This is a genomic window from Bradyrhizobium sp. NBAIM01 (genome assembly GCF_020194115.1).
Taxonomy (GTDB): domain Bacteria; phylum Pseudomonadota; class Alphaproteobacteria; order Rhizobiales; family Xanthobacteraceae; genus Bradyrhizobium; species Bradyrhizobium yuanmingense.
In genome coordinates this window covers 377522-394424 of sequence record NZ_JADYVU010000003.1, presented here as the reverse complement: position 1 = coordinate 394424, position 16903 = coordinate 377522, and the positions used below count along the sequence as shown (strand labels likewise).

15 protein-coding genes are annotated in these 16903 nt (G+C 66.5%); 9 read left to right on the top strand and 6 right to left on the bottom strand.

Annotation, left to right across the window (positions count from 1 at the left end):
- Positions 1-38: 38 nt before the first annotated feature.
- Together msrB and I6F31_RS12635 are read right to left on the bottom strand one after the other, a co-directional pair.
- Positions 39-551, bottom strand: a complete 513-nt coding sequence (gene msrB, locus I6F31_RS12640) for a peptide-methionine (R)-S-oxide reductase MsrB (RefSeq protein ID WP_036015643.1) — start codon at positions 549-551, stop codon at positions 39-41.
- An 87-nt stretch (positions 552-638) separates the two neighbouring features.
- Positions 639-2096 carry an FAD-binding oxidoreductase gene (locus I6F31_RS12635; RefSeq protein ID WP_225185474.1) on the bottom strand — a complete coding sequence of 486 codons (1458 nt, stop codon included), beginning with the start codon at positions 2094-2096 and terminating at the stop codon, positions 639-641.
- A gap of 93 nt (positions 2097-2189) precedes the next feature.
- Between I6F31_RS12635 and I6F31_RS12630 the strand changes: the two genes are divergently transcribed.
- Positions 2190-2726: a histidine phosphatase family protein gene (locus I6F31_RS12630; protein ID WP_036015636.1), complete on the top strand. Its 537-nt coding sequence runs from the start codon at positions 2190-2192 to the stop codon at positions 2724-2726.
- Positions 2727-2781: 55 nt separating this feature from the next.
- The gene (locus tag I6F31_RS12625) at positions 2782-3207 is read left to right on the top strand and encodes a universal stress protein (RefSeq protein ID WP_036030185.1); all 426 of its coding nucleotides are present in this window, start codon (positions 2782-2784) and stop codon (positions 3205-3207) included.
- Positions 3208-3466: 259 nt separating this feature from the next.
- On the opposite strand, the gene I6F31_RS12620 is transcribed toward I6F31_RS12625, so the two are convergent.
- A complete protein-coding gene (locus I6F31_RS12620) occupies positions 3467-3703 on the bottom strand; it encodes a DUF1127 domain-containing protein (protein ID WP_036015631.1) in 237 nt (78 codons plus the stop codon).
- 186 nt (positions 3704-3889) lie between these two features.
- On the opposite strand from I6F31_RS12620, the gene I6F31_RS12615 reads away from it, so the two are divergent.
- Positions 3890-5233 (top strand): PLP-dependent aminotransferase family protein, encoded by a 1344-nt coding sequence (locus tag I6F31_RS12615; protein WP_225185473.1) that lies wholly within the window; start codon positions 3890-3892, stop codon positions 5231-5233.
- 58 nt (positions 5234-5291) lie between these two features.
- Here I6F31_RS12615 and I6F31_RS12610 read toward each other — a convergent pair whose 3' ends face one another.
- On the bottom strand, positions 5292-5873 hold the full coding sequence (locus I6F31_RS12610; protein WP_225129421.1) for a hypothetical protein: 582 nt from the start codon (positions 5871-5873) through the stop codon (positions 5292-5294).
- Positions 5874-5949: 76 nt separating this feature from the next.
- Here I6F31_RS12610 and I6F31_RS12605 point away from each other — a divergent pair, with 76 nt between their 5' ends.
- The gene (locus I6F31_RS12605) at positions 5950-6384 is read left to right on the top strand and encodes a hypothetical protein (protein ID WP_036015623.1); all 435 of its coding nucleotides are present in this window, start codon (positions 5950-5952) and stop codon (positions 6382-6384) included.
- A gap of 4 nt (positions 6385-6388) precedes the next feature.
- Here the strand turns inward: I6F31_RS12605 and I6F31_RS12600 are convergent, their stop codons facing one another.
- Positions 6389-8788, bottom strand: coding sequence for an EAL domain-containing protein (locus I6F31_RS12600; RefSeq protein ID WP_225185472.1), 2400 nt, complete (start codon positions 8786-8788; stop codon positions 6389-6391).
- A gap of 213 nt (positions 8789-9001) precedes the next feature.
- Positions 9002-9508, bottom strand: coding sequence for a ferritin-like domain-containing protein (locus tag I6F31_RS12595; protein ID WP_057028778.1), 507 nt, complete (start codon positions 9506-9508; stop codon positions 9002-9004).
- A gap of 429 nt (positions 9509-9937) precedes the next feature.
- Here I6F31_RS12595 and I6F31_RS12590 point away from each other — a divergent pair, with 429 nt between their 5' ends.
- The 5 genes from I6F31_RS12590 (at position 9938) to gudD (ending at position 16897) form a co-directional block, all read left to right on the top strand.
- Positions 9938-11020 carry a YbhN family protein gene (locus I6F31_RS12590; protein WP_036015615.1) on the top strand — a complete coding sequence of 361 codons (1083 nt, stop codon included), beginning with the start codon at positions 9938-9940 and terminating at the stop codon, positions 11018-11020.
- 99 nt (positions 11021-11119) lie between these two features.
- Complete coding sequence (locus I6F31_RS12585; protein ID WP_225185471.1) at positions 11120-13066, top strand: hypothetical protein; 1947 nt, start codon at positions 11120-11122, stop codon at positions 13064-13066.
- Between the two features lie 489 nt (positions 13067-13555).
- Entirely contained in the window at positions 13556-14461 is a 906-nt protein-coding gene (locus tag I6F31_RS12580; RefSeq protein ID WP_109143167.1) for a LysR substrate-binding domain-containing protein, read from the top strand.
- A 123-nt stretch (positions 14462-14584) separates the two neighbouring features.
- Positions 14585-15529 (top strand): 5-dehydro-4-deoxyglucarate dehydratase, encoded by a 945-nt coding sequence (kdgD, locus tag I6F31_RS12575; protein ID WP_225185470.1) that lies wholly within the window; start codon positions 14585-14587, stop codon positions 15527-15529.
- A gap of 24 nt (positions 15530-15553) precedes the next feature.
- Positions 15554-16897 carry a glucarate dehydratase gene (gene gudD / locus I6F31_RS12570; RefSeq protein WP_225142579.1) on the top strand — a complete coding sequence of 448 codons (1344 nt, stop codon included), beginning with the start codon at positions 15554-15556 and terminating at the stop codon, positions 16895-16897.
- Positions 16898-16903 lie beyond the last annotated feature (6 nt).

Below are 16903 nucleotides of genomic sequence, written 5' to 3'. Positions count from 1 at the left end.
CGGAGCGGTCCGCAGGACCGGAATGACTCCCGCGAAACCTACGTCGCCGACGCCGCCGCGGGGTGGAAGACCAAGCCGAAACCGTCGATGCAATAGCGCAATCCGGTTGGCTTCGGGCCGTCGTCGAAGACATGGCCGAGATGGCCGCCGCAGCGCCGGCAATGCACCTCGGTGCGGACCATGCCGTAGCTGCGGTCCTCGGTCTTGCCGACATTGCCTTCGATCGGCGCATAGAAGCTCGGCCAGCCCGTGCCGCTCTCGAACTTGGTCTCCGACGTAAACAGCGGCAGGTCGCAGCCGGCGCAGGCGAAGATGCCCTTGCGCTTCTCCTTCAGCAGCGGGCTGGAGCCGGGCCGCTCGGTGCCGTGATTGCGCAGGATCTCATATTGCTGCGGCGTGAGCTGGGCGCGCCATTCGGCTTCCGTCTTCGTGATCTCGAACTTTTGCGCGGCCTTCTCGCCGGCCTCGGCAGGTGTTCCTCTCAGCCAGCGCAAGGCGGAAAGGCCGAACAGGCCGGCGACAGTCGTGAGCAGGATGCGGCGGTCAAGCATGTCATTCTCCGTGCGCGGGAAGTCCACGCCCTGAGATACGGGCTTCTGCCGGCCGAAGTTACACGTCGGAGCGGAATTTCGCTCAACTTATTGCGAGACGCGGTCCTCGTGCACGACCGGTTCCGCAGCGCCGACCGCGGCTTTCGGCGGTGGCGCCGGTCGGGGTCGCACGCCGGGCGGCGCTCGGCGCGGACCGGTGCCGGCGGCGCGGTTGGCTTCGGCGAGGCGGGCCTCGCGTTGCCTGTCCTTGACCCTCGCGCGCTCGCGATAGCGGGCGAGCGCACCTGCGGCGGCGGAGCTCGCCCTGCCCCAGATCCCGACCAGCTGGCCGGCGACGCGCCCCGTGGCGCCGCCCGCCCAGACCAGTTCGAACGGCGAGAACAGCTTCCAGCGCTCATCGCCCCGCAAAATGCTGCGCGCGATCATCTGTCCGGCCATGGCGGAGGTGTTCATGCCCTGGCGACCGAACCCGCTCGCCACCCACAAGCCTTTGCGCAGCTGGCCGATCTGCGGCATGCCGTGCACGGTCTGGCCGGTGGCGCCGCCGAAGATGTCGGTGATCTCGACATTGCCGAGCTCGGGAAAGATCGTCCGGATCCGCCGCTTGATGGCGCCGGCGAAGCGCTGCGGACGCGCGGCCCAGGTGGTCTCCGGGCTCTCCCACATCAGCCGGTCGCCGTCGACAAGCCGGAAATGATCGACACCGTCGGAATCCATCACCGATCCCTTGAAGGCGATGATCTCGTGCAGGCGCTCGCCGAGCGGCGCGGTCACGCCGGCATAGCGCCAGACCGGCAGCAACGTCTCCGACAGGCGCTTGGAGGGGGCGCCGAGATGAATGTTGCCGGCGAGCACGATGTGGCTCGCCCGCAGCCGCGCCGAGGGCGTGACGATGCGCTTGCGGATGCCGGAATGATCGATGCTGACGACCGGCGTGTCCTCGAAGATGCGGGCGCCTGCCCGCCGTGCCAGCGCCGCAAGGCCGTGCACGTATTTCCGGCCGTCGACCTGGAACGCTTTCGGATAATACACGCCGTGGAAGTAATGATCGGACTTGAGCGCCTCGCGCACGCGGTCGACCTGCCAGCCTTCGACCTCGGTATCGAAATCCTCGTTCAGCATCTGCAGCCGGCTGATCAGCCGGTCGCCGGCATCGACATTGGAGACCTCCAGCACGCCGTCGCTGAGGCCGATCCCCGGCATGCTCTCTTCGCTGGCGTTGGCCCGGACGAACTCGGCGCCCTGCTTCGACAGGGTCCACAATTTGCGGGCGTCCTCCAAGCCGATGCGCTCGATCAGGTCCGTGAGCGGCAGCGCAAAGCCCGGCATCACGGTGCCGAGCTGGTTTCCGGAGGCGTTCCAGCCAATATGCCGGCCCTCGAGCACCGCGACACTGGCCCCGAGCCGGGCCGCCTCCAGCGCCACGGTAAGCCCGGCCAAGCCCGCCCCGATCACACAAATGTCGGCATCGAGATCGAACGACAGCCGCACGCGGTCGCGAAAGCCGGCTTCTTCCTGGGACACGCTTGTGAAAGTCTCGCTCATGCAGTTTTCTTAGAGGACTGTGCGGGCCCTTGTCACCTTGTCCTCAACCGGCGCCTGTAGATTATCCTGGACGTGGAACGATTCGAGAATGCCATGCGCCGTTTGATGCTGCTGCGTCACGCCAAGACCGAGACCGACGCACCGAGCGGCCGTGACCAGGACCGCCGGCTCGACGACCGCGGCCACAAGGATGCCGCGCGGATGGGAGACTGGATCGCGGCCCATCCGCCCTTCCCCGATACCGTATTGGTCTCCCACGCCGTGCGGGCCCGTCAGACCTGGGACATCGCCTGGGAGGCGATGAAGGACCGCGTCCCGGCGCCGCAGGTCGAGGTCCTGCCGGAACTCTATGGCGCCGATCCCGCGCAGATCCTGGACACCATTCGCACCGCAACCGCCCCGGCCGATCCGAAGCGGCTGCTGCTGATCGGCCACAATCCCGGCATGCACGAGGTCGCGCTCATGCTGATCGGCGGCGGCGATCCCGATGGCGCCAAGACCCTCGGCGACAACCTGCCCACAGCGGGGCTTGCGATCTTCGACTTTGACGTCAAGGATTGGGATGACGTGGCCTACCGCCGCGGCAAGCTGGTGCTGTTCGTCAGCCCCAAGCTGCTTCGATCGGGCTAGACGCGCGGGCGCCGTCTCGACCGGTTGGTTCAGCCTGGTTCACAGGGAGGCGCAGATGTTCAAGTCCATCCTCGTGCCCATCGATCTCGCCGACACCGATCTCGCCAAGCCGGCGATCGCGACCGCGGCGACTTTGTCGCAGACCTGGAGCGGCACCGTGCGCCTGCTCAACGTGCTGCCGATGACGCCGGTGATGCTGGCCGAGTACGTCCCGGCCGATTTCGACGAGCAGCAGCGCCAGACCTCGGAAGAGGCCCTCGCCATCGTCGCCCGCGAATCCGGCATCGAGCCCTCCCGCATCTCCAGCGTGGTGCGCCAGGGCGGCATCTATCACGAGATCCTGGAGGAAGCCGCGCACATAAAGGCCGACTTGATCGTGATGACCTCGCACCGGCCGGCGATGCGCACCTATTTCCTCGGCTCCAACGCCGGCCACGTCGTGCGCTACGCCAAGTGCTCGGTGCTGGTGGTGAGGCATTGAAGGGCAGCAGACTCCGTCATTGCGAGCGAAGCGGAGCAATCCAGAGTCTTTCCGCGGCAACAGCCTGGATTGCTTCGCTGCGCTCGCAATGACGTAGAGGCAGCTGCGTGCCACACTCGCGCTTCCGTGCCCCGGACGCTGCGCAGCACGAAGTGATGCGCTGCAGAGCCGGGCCCATGCGTCAGCGAGTGCGATCCGCTGGGTCCCGGCTCTGCGCAGCAGCGTTTCACGCTGCAGCGCGGCCCGGGACACGCGAGTATCATAGATACCGCGACAGCTCCGTCTTGAACTGCCCGTACACGGCATCCTCAATCTGGCTGCGCGTGATGCCGATGTCGCGCAGGGCGCGGTCGTCGAGTTCGTTCAGGGTCTTGACGGCGGAGCGGCGCTCCAGGCGGTCGAACAGCGCGGTGAGGCGCAGGGCTAGGGCACTGAAAAATCCGCCCGATGAGGATGGGCGTAAAGTCCGCCCGGCAGTTTGCGAGATCGTGGTCATTCTTCTTCTCCGGCCTATTGTCCCGCGCGGCGATGCAGGTGCCGTTGGCGCGGACGCTTGTGGGCGCCTGCACCTCATTTGCCGTCGGATTGCTCTCGCTCTCCTCGGCCCAATCGCGGAACTTGATGGAACCTAAATGCTCCAGTACACTCCTCGGAGCAAGCAAAACATTGCTCTCGGTGCAATATGTCCAAGTTCGAGTACGTGAAGCTCGCCGATGCCATTGCGGCCGATATCACTAACGGCACGTTAAGACCCGGCGACCGGCTGCCGCCGCAGCGCAATTTTGCCTATGACCGTGGCATCGCGGTCTCGACCGCGAGCCGGGTTTATACGGAATTGCTCCGCCGCGGCCTCGTGGTCGGCGAGGTCGGGCGCGGCACGTTCATCTCCGGCGACGTCAGGCGTGAAGTCGAGACCATGCGCGAGCCGGCCGACGCGCGCATCAATCTCGAGGTCAATTACCCGCTATTGCCGCAGCAATGGGCGATGATCGCCAAGAGCCTCGCGGGGCTCGAGCGCATCGACGCGCTGGAATCCGCGCTGCGCGTTTCGACCAGCACCGGCACCAAGAGCGCCCGCGTTGCCGCCGCTGCCTATCTCGCACGCAAGGATTTTTCGCCGCAGCCCGAGCAGATCTTCTTCACCGCCAACGGCAAGCAATCGCTCGCGGCCGCGCTTGCCGCGCTGGTGCCCACCGGCGGCCGCTGCGGCGTCGAGGCGCTGACCTATCCCTACGTCAAGAGCATCGCCGCGCGGCTCGGTGTGACGCTGGTCCCGATCCCCATGGACGAGGTCGGCGCGCGGCCCGACGCCATCCAGAAGGCCCATCGCGAGGCGCATCTGTCGGCGCTGTATCTGCAGCCCATCATCCAGAACCCGCTCGGCGTCACCATGAACGCGACGCGGCGCGCCGACATCATGCGCGTCGCCGAGAAGCTCGATCTCACCATCATCGAGGACGCCGTCTACGGCTTCCTCGCCGACGACACGCCACTGGCGGCGCTCGGGCCCCACCGCTGCATCGTGCTCGACAGCCTGTCCAAGAAGGTCGCGCCGGGGCTCGCGCTCGGCATCCTCGTCGCGCCGCCTCACTTGCGCGAGAGTTTGATGAGCGCGGTGCGGACCGGCGGCTGGATCGCCTCCGGCCATGCGCTCGCGGCCGGGCAGCGGCTGATGGCCGACGGCACCGTCGCCGAGCTGACCCGGCTGAAACGCATCGATGCCGCGCGCCGACAGCAGACCGCCGCACGGCTGCTTTCCGGCTACCAGCTCGCCGCCGATCCGCGCTCGTATCATCTCTGGCTGACGCTGCCACCGCACTGGCGCTCGCAGACCTTCGTCGCCGCAGCAGCAAGGCGCGGCATCGCGCTGACGCCATCCTCGACCTTCGCGATCGCGCACGGTCATGCGCCGAACGCGGTGCGGCTCGCGCTCGCCCCGCCGTCGCCCGAGCAGCTCGATTCCGGCCTGCGCACCATCGTCTCGCTGCTCGGCACCAAGGAGGACGATTTCGATTCGACGGAGTAGGGCTCTCATCTGACGCGTTTTCTTCACGCGAACCGGACCCACTTCGCTCGCAAACGCTTTAGGGCAGCAGGGCCTTCGGCACGCGATCGAAACTGTAGCTCTGCGGCCGGTTGCGCCGCACGAAGCCGCCGACCTGCCAGGCGAACAGCGCGGCGAAGCCGAGGATGAACAGCACGCCCGCGAGCTCGCCGGTCAGAAGCGCGCGGATCAACAGCCCCGCCATTGCCACGGCGAGCACGGCCAGGAACGCCAGCACCGCCGCATAGGTTTTGCGGCCGAGGCCCGCGGTCAATTCGGCGCGGCTGCCGGCTTTGGCCATCCGCGCATGCAGCTCGATCAGGAAATCGCGAAAACCGTTGTCCTGCGGCGCCATCAGCGCCGCGGTCTGCCAGCTCGTCGACAGGATCGCGATGCGGCCGCCGCCGGCGCGGCTGATATCGGCGCGGAAGCGGTGCTGCTGCATCGACACCGGGCGGAACGACAGCCGGATCGCCGAAATCTCGTCATAGCGCCACAGGCCGGAGCGGCCGGCGATGTGCCAGGACAGCCCCTGCTCCGTCAACTCGAAGCGATGCGCCGAGCCAATCAGCGAGGCCTTGTAGGCATAGCTCGTGGTCGAACCCGCTTCCGCTCCCGGCATGTCGTCAACGAACCCATGGGCGATCGCTTGGGCGATCGGCTTGCGCGATCGCCCCCGGCCATCCTACAAGCGAGGCATGGCTGAGACGACCTTTTTTCCGCGCCGCCTGATTCTCGGCGCCGCGATGATCTCCGGTGTGTTACTGGCGCTCGCGGTGCACATGCTGGGCGCGCGCTACGGTCTCGATCTCGGCCGCCTCTGGCGCTCCGACACGCATGAGTTCATTCCGGCGGGCGCCGCCATCGCCTGGTGGCTGATCGCCACCGTCGGCTTCTCCGGCGGCTATTTCACGGCGAGCCTGATGCAGAGCGCCGTCTCCGGACAGATCCCGCAGCGGATGCGGCAATTCCTGATCGCGGTCGGCGTGCTGCTGCTTGCGGGAGCGGGTCAGGCGGCGTCGGCGCCGAGCCCGATCCCGACCGTCTCGGGCGTGCTCGCCGGGCTTGCCGCCCTGTGTCTCGGCGCCGTGATGGCGTTCTGCGGCGCGCATTTCGCGCTGCGCCGAAGCTGACCTCTCAAGCCGACGCGCGCAGCCGCGGCCGTTCCAACATGATCGCGACATCCGAGGCGGGCCGCGGCTTGCTGAACAGATAGCCTTGCGCCTGGGTGCAGCCCTCGCGCCGGAGCAGCTCGAGCTGCGCGTCGTTCTCGACGCCCTCTGCCGTGGTGACGATGCCGAGGCTGCGGCCGAGGCCGGTCACGGCGCGAATGATCGCCATGGAATCCTCGCGCGTCGCCAGCTCCGACACGAAGGAGCGGTCGATCTTGATCTTGTCGAACGGGAAGCTGCGCAGATAACTCAGCGACGAATAGCCGGTGCCGAAATCGTCGAGCGAGATCCGCACGCCCATGGCACGCAGCTCGTGCAAGGTCGTCAGCGTCGCCTCGCTGTTCTGGAGCAGGACGGATTCGGTGATCTCGAGCTCGAGACGGCGCGCACCGAGTCCCGATATGGCCAACGCCTCTGTCACCGCCGCGATCAGGTTCGGGCTCTTGAACTGCACTGGCGACAAATTGACGGCGACGTCGACATCGTCGGGCCAGGTGGCCGCGTCGGCACAGGCGGAGCGCAGCACGAACTCACCAAGCTGAACGATGAGCCCGGTCTCCTCGGCCAGCGGGATGAAGCTGATCGGCGCGATCAGCCCGCGTTGCGGATGGTTCCAGCGCAGCAGCGCCTCGAAGGCGACGACGCGACCGCTGGCGACCTCGCGGATCGGCTGGTAATAGACTTCAAACTCGTCGCGTTGCAGCGCCGCGCGCAGATCCATTTCCAGAAGGCGCCGCGCCTGCGCACGCGCATCCATGCCGGTCTCGAAGAAGCGGTAGGTGCCGCGGCCATCCGCCTTGGCGCGATAGAGCGCAAGATCCGCGTTCTTGAGCAGCTCGTCCGGATTGCTGCCGTCCTGCGGCGACAGCGAGATGCCGATCGAGACGCCGATCACGATCTGATGGTCGTCGATCTGGTAAGGCGCCGAGATCACCTCGACGAGGCGTCCGGCAAGCGATCGCGCGGCGATCTCCTCGGAGCGTCCGATCTGGACCACCGCGAACTCGTCGCCGCCGAGCCGCGCCACGGTGTCCTGTTCGCCGACGGTGGCCTCGAGCCTGCGGCCGACCTCCTTGAGCAGCGCATCACCGATGGGATGGCCGAGCGAGTCGTTGATGTCCTTGAAGTGATCGAGATCGAGGCAAAGCACTGCGAGCTGGTCGCCCGACTTGGTCTGGCGCAGTCCCTGCTCGAGCTGTTCGTGGAACAGCACGCGGTTCGGCAGGCTGGTCAGCGCGTCATGTCGCGCCATATGCGAGATCTTGGCCTGCGCCTCCAGCCATTCCGTGATGTCCTCGAAGGTCGCGACCCAGCCGCCGCCCTGCATCGGCTGGTTGACGACCCGGATGGAGCGGCCGAACCGGTTGACGACGTCGGTCGTGGTGCGGCCTTCGCGCGCATCGGCGACGAGGCGGGCGAAGAATTCATCGGCATCGCCCTGCCACTGGCCCTTGGCCTGCTCTTCCCTGAGCACGTCGACCAGCAATCGGCCGGTGAGCGGCACGTCGGTTCGACGGAGCATCGCGGCATAGCGCTCGTTGAACAGGATGATCTTGCCGTCGGCGTCGAACATGCACAGCCCCTGCGACATGTTCTCCAGCGCGCTGTCGAGCACGATCTGCTGGCGGCCCAGTTCGCCCTTGGCGCGGCGGTCGAGCAGCGCGGCCACGAGCGCAATCGCGATGATCGCGACGGCGGCGCTGGCAGTCAGGAACGACAGCGAGGCCGGCGGGACCGAGAGCCCGCTGATCGCGATCGTCGGGTCCGGCGTCAGCAGCACCGCGCCCATCGCGGTGAAATGATGGGCAACGATCGCGAGCGTCAACAGAGCAGTCGCGCTCAGCGCATGTCGAATGCCGTCACCTCGCGCGGCGACGAACAGCGCGAGCGCTGCGAAGACGATTCCGAACAGCACCGAGGCGGCAACCGTGCTCCGGATCCAATCCAGCCGTGCCGGCATCTCCAGCGCCACCATGCCGGTGTAATGCATCGCCGCGACACCAAGGCCGACGATGGCGCCGCCGACGACGATCCACACCGGGCGCGAGGACGCCACGGCGATGCTGAGGCCCACGAAGGTCAAGGAGATCGCAAGCATCAGCGACAGAATTGTCACCGGGATGTTGTAGGCGCCGGCGCTTCCCGGGCCGTAGGCTAGCATCGCGATGAAATGCGTCGCCCAGATGCCGCATCCGCTCACGGCCGCATCCAGGGCGATCCAGGCCAGGCGCCCGGCTCCGTGCGTCGCGCGTGCGCGCTGAAACAGGCTGATCGCCGCGGCGCTGGCGAGCAGGCACACCGCGCCCCCAAGGGCCACCAGTCGCCAGTCATGCTCGTCGGTGAGACAGTAGAGAACTTGATACATTGCCGGCCCCTATCGACCCGCACTTGAGCCGACAGTGGTGGACGATCGGTAACCGGCTACAAACCTGCTCCGGAAGTGGTGAATGGAAGATGAGCGAGTTCGCTCACATTGCTGATCCTCGCGACGGCGCACCGAAGCAGCACCACGGCAGCGGGAAGCGAACAAGCAAAAGCGCCGCGCGGACCATCGCGCGGCGCTCGTAGTTTCCTCTTCTCAGCTCGCCGCGCGCAGATTCACCTTGCTCTCGGCGAGCGTCGTGAGCTTCTTGTCGGTCGCCTTCTCCTCCTCGAGCGTCTTGGCGAGCACCGCCGCACAATCGTTGCGGCCGAGCTGCTTGGCCCAGGCGATCAGGCTGCCGTAGCGGACGATCTCGTAATGCTCCGCGGCCTGCGCCGCATTGATCAGGGCCGCGTCGAGCACCGCCTTGTCGGCGACTTCGCCGGCGGTCTCGTCGGCTTCCTCGATGATGCCATCGATCGCCGGGCAGTCGACCGCCTTCACGGGGACGCCGTGCATCTTGAAGACCTCCTCGAGCCGCGCAACGTGCTGCTTGGTTTCCTCGAGGTGCGTCAAAAAGCCCTGTTTCAGCTGCGGATCAGTGGCCTTGGTCGCCATCTTCGGCAGCGCCTTGGTGAGCTGCTGCTCGGCGTAATAGATGTCCTGGAGCTGATGTACGAACAGGTCGTTCATGGTCTTGATGTCTTTTGTGAACAGTCCCATCGTTCCGATCCTCTCGGGTCTTGGGAACACGGAGGCGCCGGCTTGCACGAAAAAGCCGCGTATTCCGCCATGTTCGATTGCTGATGGAGGCTAACGACCACGCGGCATCGACGTTCCAAAAACGCCGATACGGCTCTGCGTTGGAACAATGCGGACGGCGCCGGATCTGAGATCGTATCGGCACGGTGAGCGCGCGGATGGAGCCTGGTTTCGCGACTCATATGCTTAACGCGCCGCCGATATGAACCGCGTATGACAAAGTTGCCCGCCGAACGCAGAACCTATTGTTGTCAAGGGCTGCACAAGCCGCTGATTTTGCCTTAAATGAACTGGATCATGCCTAGCGATCGATGCCTGCCTTTTGGCCGTGATCGCACCCGACCGGCCAATGTCTGGCCCGGTCGGTCTTGCCCCCCGCCGGGAGGATGAATGCACGGACTGCTGCCCGCGTTGAAACGCGGCTTCAATAGATGGATCGGCTGGCGACGGCTCGGCGTCGCCGCGAGCATCTTCATCATCGCGTTTGCGATCACGACGCTGGTGCGGACGCTCAAGGGCATCGATACCGGGGTCATCCTGACCGCGTTGACGGAGATTCCCCGCGGCAACATCGGGCTGGCGGCGATCTGCGTCTTCTTCGCGTTCTGTACGCTGACCTTCTACGACTATTTTGCGCTGCGAACGATCGGCAAGAAGCACGTGCCCTATCGCATCGCGGCGCTGTCCAGCTTCACGTCCTATTCGATCGGGCACAACATCGGCGCCACGGTCTTCACCGGCGGCGCGATCCGTTTCCGGATCTATTCGGACTACGGACTGAACGCGATCGACGTCGCGAAGATCTGCTTCCTGTCCGGCCTGACCTTCTGGCTCGGTAACATCTTCGTGCTCTCGATCGGCATGGCCATCCATCCGGACGCGGCCTCCTCGATGGATCAGCTGCCCTCCTCGCTCAACCGGTTGATCGCCCTCGGCGGTCTCGCATCGATCGGCGCGTATCTGGTCTGGCTCTGCATGGGCGAGAAGCGCCGTGAGCTCGGCCAGAAGGGCTGGAAGGTGGTGCTGCCCTCGGCGCCGCTGACCTTGGTGCAGATCCTGATCGGCGTCGTCGATCTCGGCTTCTGCGCCACGGCAATGTACCTCTTGATGCCGGCCAACCCGCCGATCGACTTCATGTCGCTCGCGGTCGTGTTCATCCTGGCGACCCTGATCGGCTTTGCCAGCCACGCGCCGGGCTCGATCGGCGTGTTCGATGCCGCCATGCTCGTGGCGCTGCCCCAGTTCGGCCGCGAGGAGCTTCTGGCCACGCTGCTGGTGTTCCGTATTCTCTATTTCGTGATCCCGTTCGGCCTTGCCATCTCCATCATGGGCACGCGCGAGCTTTGGACGAATGTGGTCGCGCCGTGGCAGGAGCGGCGGCGGCTGGCGGAAGCCTGCGCGCAGGCCAACCTGCCCAAGGAGGTGACGCCGATGGAGCGCGAACGGCTGCTGCGGCGGGCCAGCAAGCGCTGAGCCGCCGACGCCACCTCCGCAATCGTCGGGCAAGGGTTGCAGGCCGCGGCACAATCCTCTCTTATTTCCGCCTCAACTTTGCCGTTGAAGACGCGGGCCATGATTTCCGTATTCCTTCGCACCCTCTCGGCCGGCGCCGTGCTGCTTGCCGGCATCCTTGCTTTGCCCGAGCGCGCCGCCGCGCAGGACGCCGGCACCATGCAGATCAGCTGGGAGGTGCGTAACCGCTTCCGGCTCTTCCGCGAGGAGCGCGACTTCCTGCTCCATGTCGAGAACGAGCGTAACCGCAGCATTCTAGCCGCCGAACAGTCCCTCGAGCTCCAGAGCGAGGGCCGCGGCTGGGCCCGCAACATGGTCAACCGGCTCTGCATCGACCTGCAGGGCCGGGTCAACCAGCCCTGCACCCGCGACAACGTCAAAGAGAACTACATCACGCCGATCGACCATCCCGTGACGGTGCGCCTGACCGGCGCGGTGCCGGTCGGCGCCACCTGCGCCTGGTCGTTCGATGACGGCGACGGGCCGCAGAGCTCGACCTTCGACTGCGCCGAGCCGATCAATTTGCGCGTCCGCTACGGCAAGCCGACGGTTGCGACCGTCGATGTCTCGGCCGGCTCCGATCCGACCCAGCGGGTCCAGACCGAGATTCAGGTCCGCGACATCTTCATCGCAGGTCTCGGCGACAGCATCGCCTCCGGCGAAGGCAATCCGGACCGGCCGCTGGCGCTGTCGGACGAAGGCTTCTGCTTCCGCTCCTATCTCGGCACCGCCGGCGCGCAGTACTACCGGCCGAGCCGCCACGGCTTCAAGGGCGGCCGCGCCTGCGAGGCGCCGGATACGCTCGCCAACTGGCAGCGCTACAGCGCGCTCTGGTTCAATGCGCCGTGCCATCGATCGCTCTACAGCTATCAGGCGCGCACCGCGCTGGCGCTCGCGGTGCGCTACACCCACATCGCCGTGACCTTCCTGCCGCTCGCCTGCACCGGCGCGAGCATCGGCGACGGGCTGCTCGGCTCGCAGCGCGCCCGCGAATGCCCGCCCGGCAAGACCGGCGTCTGCAACACCAGCGTGAACGCGCAGGTCGCCGAGCTGCGGGAAGCCGTCACCGCGGCGAAGAAGCGCCAGCCCGATCGCACGCTCGATCTCGTGCTGCTCTCGGTCGGTGCCAACGACGTCTATTTCTCCGGCCTCCTCGCCGACGTCATCGTCGAAACCGCGACCGAGCGCGCGCTGTTCCGCCGCTCCGGCGTGTTGGCGAGCGTCGACGATTCCCGCGATGCGCTCCAGCGCGAGCTGCCGCAGAATTTCGTCAAGCTGCGCGAGGCGCTGAAGCCGCTGGTCGGCGGCGACCTCTCGCACGTGGTCTATGTCTCCTATGCCAACCCTGCGCTCGCCGACGGCGGCGCGCCCTGCCGCGGCGGCCGGGCCGGCTTCGACATCCACCCGTCCTTCAATGCCGATCCGCAGCGCCTTTCCCGCGTCTCCGCCTTCGTCGACAGCGAATTCCTGCCGCAGCTGAAGGGGCTCGCCACCTGCACCCGCGGTGCGCTGTGCCGCGATCCCGAAGCCGACCGCATGACCTTCGTCGATGCGCACCAGGCCGCGTTCGCCGAGCACGGCTTCTGCGCCCGTTCCGGCAACGATCCCGAATTCGACCGCAGCTGCTTTGCCGCGAACGGCCAGAGCTTCGATCCCGACATCGTCAGCGCGGCGAGCCAGCCGATGCTGTGCGGCCGCGGCGCCTCGGAGTACCGCGCCTACCTCCCCCGCGCGCGCTGGATCCGCGACGCCAATGACAGCTATTTCGCCGCGATGACCTATCCGCAAGGCCTGCCGGCGGCGAGCCAGCCGACCGACATCCACGATGCGACCTGGGGCGTGCTCTCCGCCGTCTATGGCGGCGCGGTGCATCCGAGCGCCGAGGGCCATGCCGCGATGGCCGATGCGGCGCTGCCGGCGGCGAGCGCCGTGCTCGGTCTCGACGCCGTGCCGCCGAACGTGACGCGCGGACTGCTGCCGCAGTTGCTGCCCAGCGCGCAGCAATAGCGCGCGCTGTCTCCACACACTCACCGTCATCGCCCGGCTTGACCGGGCGATCCAGTACTCCGTGACAGCAGTATTGAATCGAGAAGCCGCGGCGTACTGGATTCGCCGCCTTCGCGGGGATGACAGCGGTGCGAGCGGCATCACCGTCGCTCGCAGATTCTTTCGCGCCAGCATCCTTCCCCAACCTGCCGTTCCATCGATCCAAAAACAGCATCGATCGATACTGCCTTGAACTTGGACACTTCGCCGCGCGCACCTCTAGGACTCGTGTCGGGCAAACGGCCGAGGCCTGAGAGAGGCGCGTGATGAGCGCAGTGGCGTCCGCAGCGGACGTGAGGCGGTCTCGCATCAGCCTGTTCCTCCTGAGGGCTCCCATGGGAGCTTGACCAGGCAACTCAACGGCGGCCCACAAGGCCGCCGTCTTTGTTTTGGGGGTGATCGATGCTAGAAGTGCCGGGGAAACGCCTTATTCATCTAAGGCATGTATCGATGTTCGACCTCAACCAGCTCCGCTGTTTCGTCACGGTGGCGGAGGAATTGCACTTCGGCCGCGCCGCCGTGCGGCTCAACATGACGCAGCCGCCGCTGTCCCGGCAGATCCAGGTGCTCGAGCACATCATCGACGCGCCGCTCTTGGAGCGCACCAGCCGCTCGGTACGCCTCACCCCGGCCGGGCGCAGCTTCCTGCCGGAGGCGCGGCGCATTCTCAAGCTTGCGGAAAGCGCTTCGCAGGTGGCCCGCCGCATTGCGCTCGGCAAGACCGGCTCGCTGAAGGTCGGCTTCACCGCGGCCGCGGCCTATGGCTTTCTGCCCGAGCTCATCGCCGCCTGCCGCGCCAAATTGCCGGAGGTCGATTTCTCTCTGAAGGAGATGGTATCGGGCGATCAGTTCGAGGCGCTGACCTCGGGCCAGATCGATGCCGGCCTGCTGCGGCCGCCGATCGCGCGGCCCGAGCTTGCCAGCCGCCGCGTCGTCGCCGAGCCGCTGCTCGCGGCGATCCCGAAGAAGCATCCGCTGGCGAATGCCGACGGCATCACCATCAAGGATTTCGACGACCAGCCCTTCGTGATGTACTCGCCCTATGAGAGCCGCTACTTCCACGATCTCCTGGTGGCGCTGTTCACCCGCGCCGACGTGCTGCCGCGCTACGTCCAGCATCTCAGCCAGATCCACTCGATCCTCGCGATGGTGCGCGCCGGCCTCGGCCTCGCCATCGTACCGGCGGCAGCGGCGAGCCTGAAGATCTCCGACGTCCGCCTGCGTCCGCTGAAGCTGCGCACGCGCGTTCCGGTCGAGCTGTTCATGGTGTGGCGGCGCGAGGACGAGAACCCGCTGCTGTCGGCGCTGGTCAAGATCGCCGGCGAATTGTCCTCCGCGGAGCTGGCGGAGGATTGATGCTCAATCCGCATCGGTCGATATAGGCTTTGGCTTGGACGCGCATCGAACGGTCTCCTAAACCACGGCGCATGGACGTGCGGCCTCTGCTTGCGTCCTCCGCAACACGAGAAGGGAGCGCCCATGAGCAAGATGACCCCGCAGGAAATGGCCCAGAAGATCGGATCGGGACTCCTGTCCTTCCCCGTCACGCCGTTCAGGGCGGACTACTCCTTCGACGAGGCGACCTATCGCGCCAACATGGACTGGCTGTGCGGTTATGACGTCGCAGGCCTGTTCGCCGCGGGCGGCACCGGCGAGTTCTTCTCGCTGACGCCATCAGAAGTTCCTGAGGTCGTGAAGGTCGCCGTCGACGAGACCAAGTGCCGCGTGCCCGTGCTCGCCGGCACCGGCTACGGCACCGCGATCGCCCGCGAGATCGCCATCGGTGCGGAAAAGGCCGGCGCCGACGGCCTCCTGCTGCTGCCGCCCTACCTCACCCATTCCGAGCAGGAAGGCCTTGCCGCCCACGTCGAGGCGGTCTGCGCCGCCGTGAAGATCGGCGTCATCGTCTATAACCGTGACAACGCCATCCTCCAGCCCGACACGCTCGCACGCCTTGCCGAGCGCTGCCCCAACCTCGTCGGCTACAAGGACGGCATCGGCGACATCGAGCTGATGACCCGCGTCTACACCAAGCTCGGCGATCGTCTCACCTATGTCGGCGGCCTGCCGACCGCCGAGACCTTCGCGCTGCCCTATCTCGACATGGGCGTGACGACCTATTCCTCGGCCGTGTTCAACTTCGTGCCGGAATTCGCCACCAACTTCTACGCCGCGGTGCGCAAGCGCGACCACGCCACGATCCAGGCCGGCCTGAAGGATTTCATCCTGCCGCTGATCGCGATCCGCAATCGCAAGAAGGGTTACGCGGTCTCGATCATCAAGGCCGGCATGAAGGTGATCGGCCGGGATTCCGGCCCGGTCCGTCCGCCGCTGACTGATCTCACCGAGCAGGAGATGGCGGAGCTGACCGCACTGGTGCAGAAGCTGCCCGCCGCACGATCGTCACAACAGGCTGCAGAATAGTAAGACGACACGGAGGAGCCTGCGATGGCCCAGACTGAGATTTCCGGCGCACCTGTTATCACGGCGATGCAGGTGATCCCGGTCGCGGGCCGCGACAGCATGCTCCTCAACCTCAGCGGCGCGCATGCGCCGTTCTTCACCCGCAACATCGTCATCCTCACCGACAATGCCGGCCACACCGGCGTCGGCGAGGTGCCGGGCGGGCAGAAGATCTGGCAGACGCTCCAGGACGCGCGCGACCTCGTGATCGGAAAGACGGTCGGCGCGATGAACAACATCCTCGCCGATATCCGTACCGCCTTCGCCGACCGCGACGTCGGCGGACGCGGCAAGCAGACCTTTGATCTTCGCGTGATGATCCATGCGGTCACCGCGATCGAATCCGCGCTGCTCGACCTGCTCGGCCAGCATCTCGGACTGCCCGTCGCAGCACTGCTTGGCGAAGGCCAGCAGCGCACCAGCGTCGAGACGCTCGGCTATCTCTTCTTCGTTGGCGACCGCCGTAAGTCGAAGCTCGACTACGTCACTGGCGAGACCGCCAAGCCCGACTGGTTCAACCTCCGCCACCAGGAGGCGATGACGCCAGAGGCCGTGGTGCGGCTTGCGGAGGCGACCCACGACCATTACGGCTTCGCCGACTTCAAGCTCAAGGGCGGCGTGCTCCGCGGCGAGCAGGAGATCGAGGCGGTTACCGCAATCGCAAAACGCTTCCCCAGCGCGCGCGTCACGCTGGACCCCAACGGCGCCTGGTCGCTCGATGAGGCGATCAGCCTCTGCAAGGGCATGCATGGCATCCTCGCTTATGCCGAGGACCCCTGCGGCGCCGAGGCCGGCTTCTCCGGCCGCGAGATCATGGCCGAGTTCCGCCGCGCCACCGGCCTGCCGACCGCCACCAACATGATCGCCACGGACTGGCGGCAGCTCTCCCATGCGCTGCGGCTCGGGGCCGTGGACATCCCTTTGGCCGATCCCCATTTCTGGACCATGCAAGGCTCGGTGCGCGTGGCCCAGACCTGCCGTGACAACGGCCTGACCTGGGGCTCGCACTCCAACAACCATTTCGACATTTCGCTTGCCATGTTCACCCATGTCGGCGCCGCCGCCCCCGGCAAGGTCACCGCGATCGACACCCACTGGATCTGGCAGGACGGTCAAGCGCTGACGAAGGAGCCGCTCCAGATCAAGGGTGGCAAGATCGCCGTCCCGGACCGCCCGGGCCTCGGCATCGAGATCGACCGCCCCGCCATCGAGGCCGCGCACGAGCTCTACAAGAAGCATGGACTTGGGGGGCGGGATGACGCTATGGCCATGCAGGACTTGATCCCCGGCTGGACGTTTGACGACAAGCGTCCCTGCCTCGTGCGTTAGAAACGT

Coding starts and splice junctions, on each gene's coding strand:
- I6F31_RS12580 (WP_109143167.1), top strand. CDS start 13,556: ATGTTCGACCTCAACCAGCTCCGCTGTTTCGTCACGGTGGCGGAGGAA.
- I6F31_RS12610 (WP_225129421.1), bottom strand. CDS start 5,873: ATGCCGGGAGCGGAAGCGGGTTCGACCACGAGCTATGCCTACAAGGCC.
- I6F31_RS12625 (WP_036030185.1), top strand. CDS start 2,782: ATGTTCAAGTCCATCCTCGTGCCCATCGATCTCGCCGACACCGATCTC.
- gudD (WP_225142579.1), top strand. CDS start 15,554: ATGGCCCAGACTGAGATTTCCGGCGCACCTGTTATCACGGCGATGCAG.
- kdgD (WP_225185470.1), top strand. CDS start 14,585: ATGAGCAAGATGACCCCGCAGGAAATGGCCCAGAAGATCGGATCGGGA.
- I6F31_RS12605 (WP_036015623.1), top strand. CDS start 5,950: ATGGCTGAGACGACCTTTTTTCCGCGCCGCCTGATTCTCGGCGCCGCG.
- I6F31_RS12600 (WP_225185472.1), bottom strand. CDS start 8,788: ATGTATCAAGTTCTCTACTGTCTCACCGACGAGCATGACTGGCGACTG.
- I6F31_RS12630 (WP_036015636.1), top strand. CDS start 2,190: ATGCGCCGTTTGATGCTGCTGCGTCACGCCAAGACCGAGACCGACGCA.
- I6F31_RS12615 (WP_225185473.1), top strand. CDS start 3,890: ATGTCCAAGTTCGAGTACGTGAAGCTCGCCGATGCCATTGCGGCCGAT.
- I6F31_RS12595 (WP_057028778.1), bottom strand. CDS start 9,508: ATGGGACTGTTCACAAAAGACATCAAGACCATGAACGACCTGTTCGTA.
- I6F31_RS12635 (WP_225185474.1), bottom strand. CDS start 2,096: ATGAGCGAGACTTTCACAAGCGTGTCCCAGGAAGAAGCCGGCTTTCGC.
- I6F31_RS12590 (WP_036015615.1), top strand. CDS start 9,938: ATGCACGGACTGCTGCCCGCGTTGAAACGCGGCTTCAATAGATGGATC.
- msrB (WP_036015643.1), bottom strand. CDS start 551: ATGCTTGACCGCCGCATCCTGCTCACGACTGTCGCCGGCCTGTTCGGC.
- I6F31_RS12620 (WP_036015631.1), bottom strand. CDS start 3,703: ATGACCACGATCTCGCAAACTGCCGGGCGGACTTTACGCCCATCCTCA.
- I6F31_RS12585 (WP_225185471.1), top strand. CDS start 11,120: ATGATTTCCGTATTCCTTCGCACCCTCTCGGCCGGCGCCGTGCTGCTT.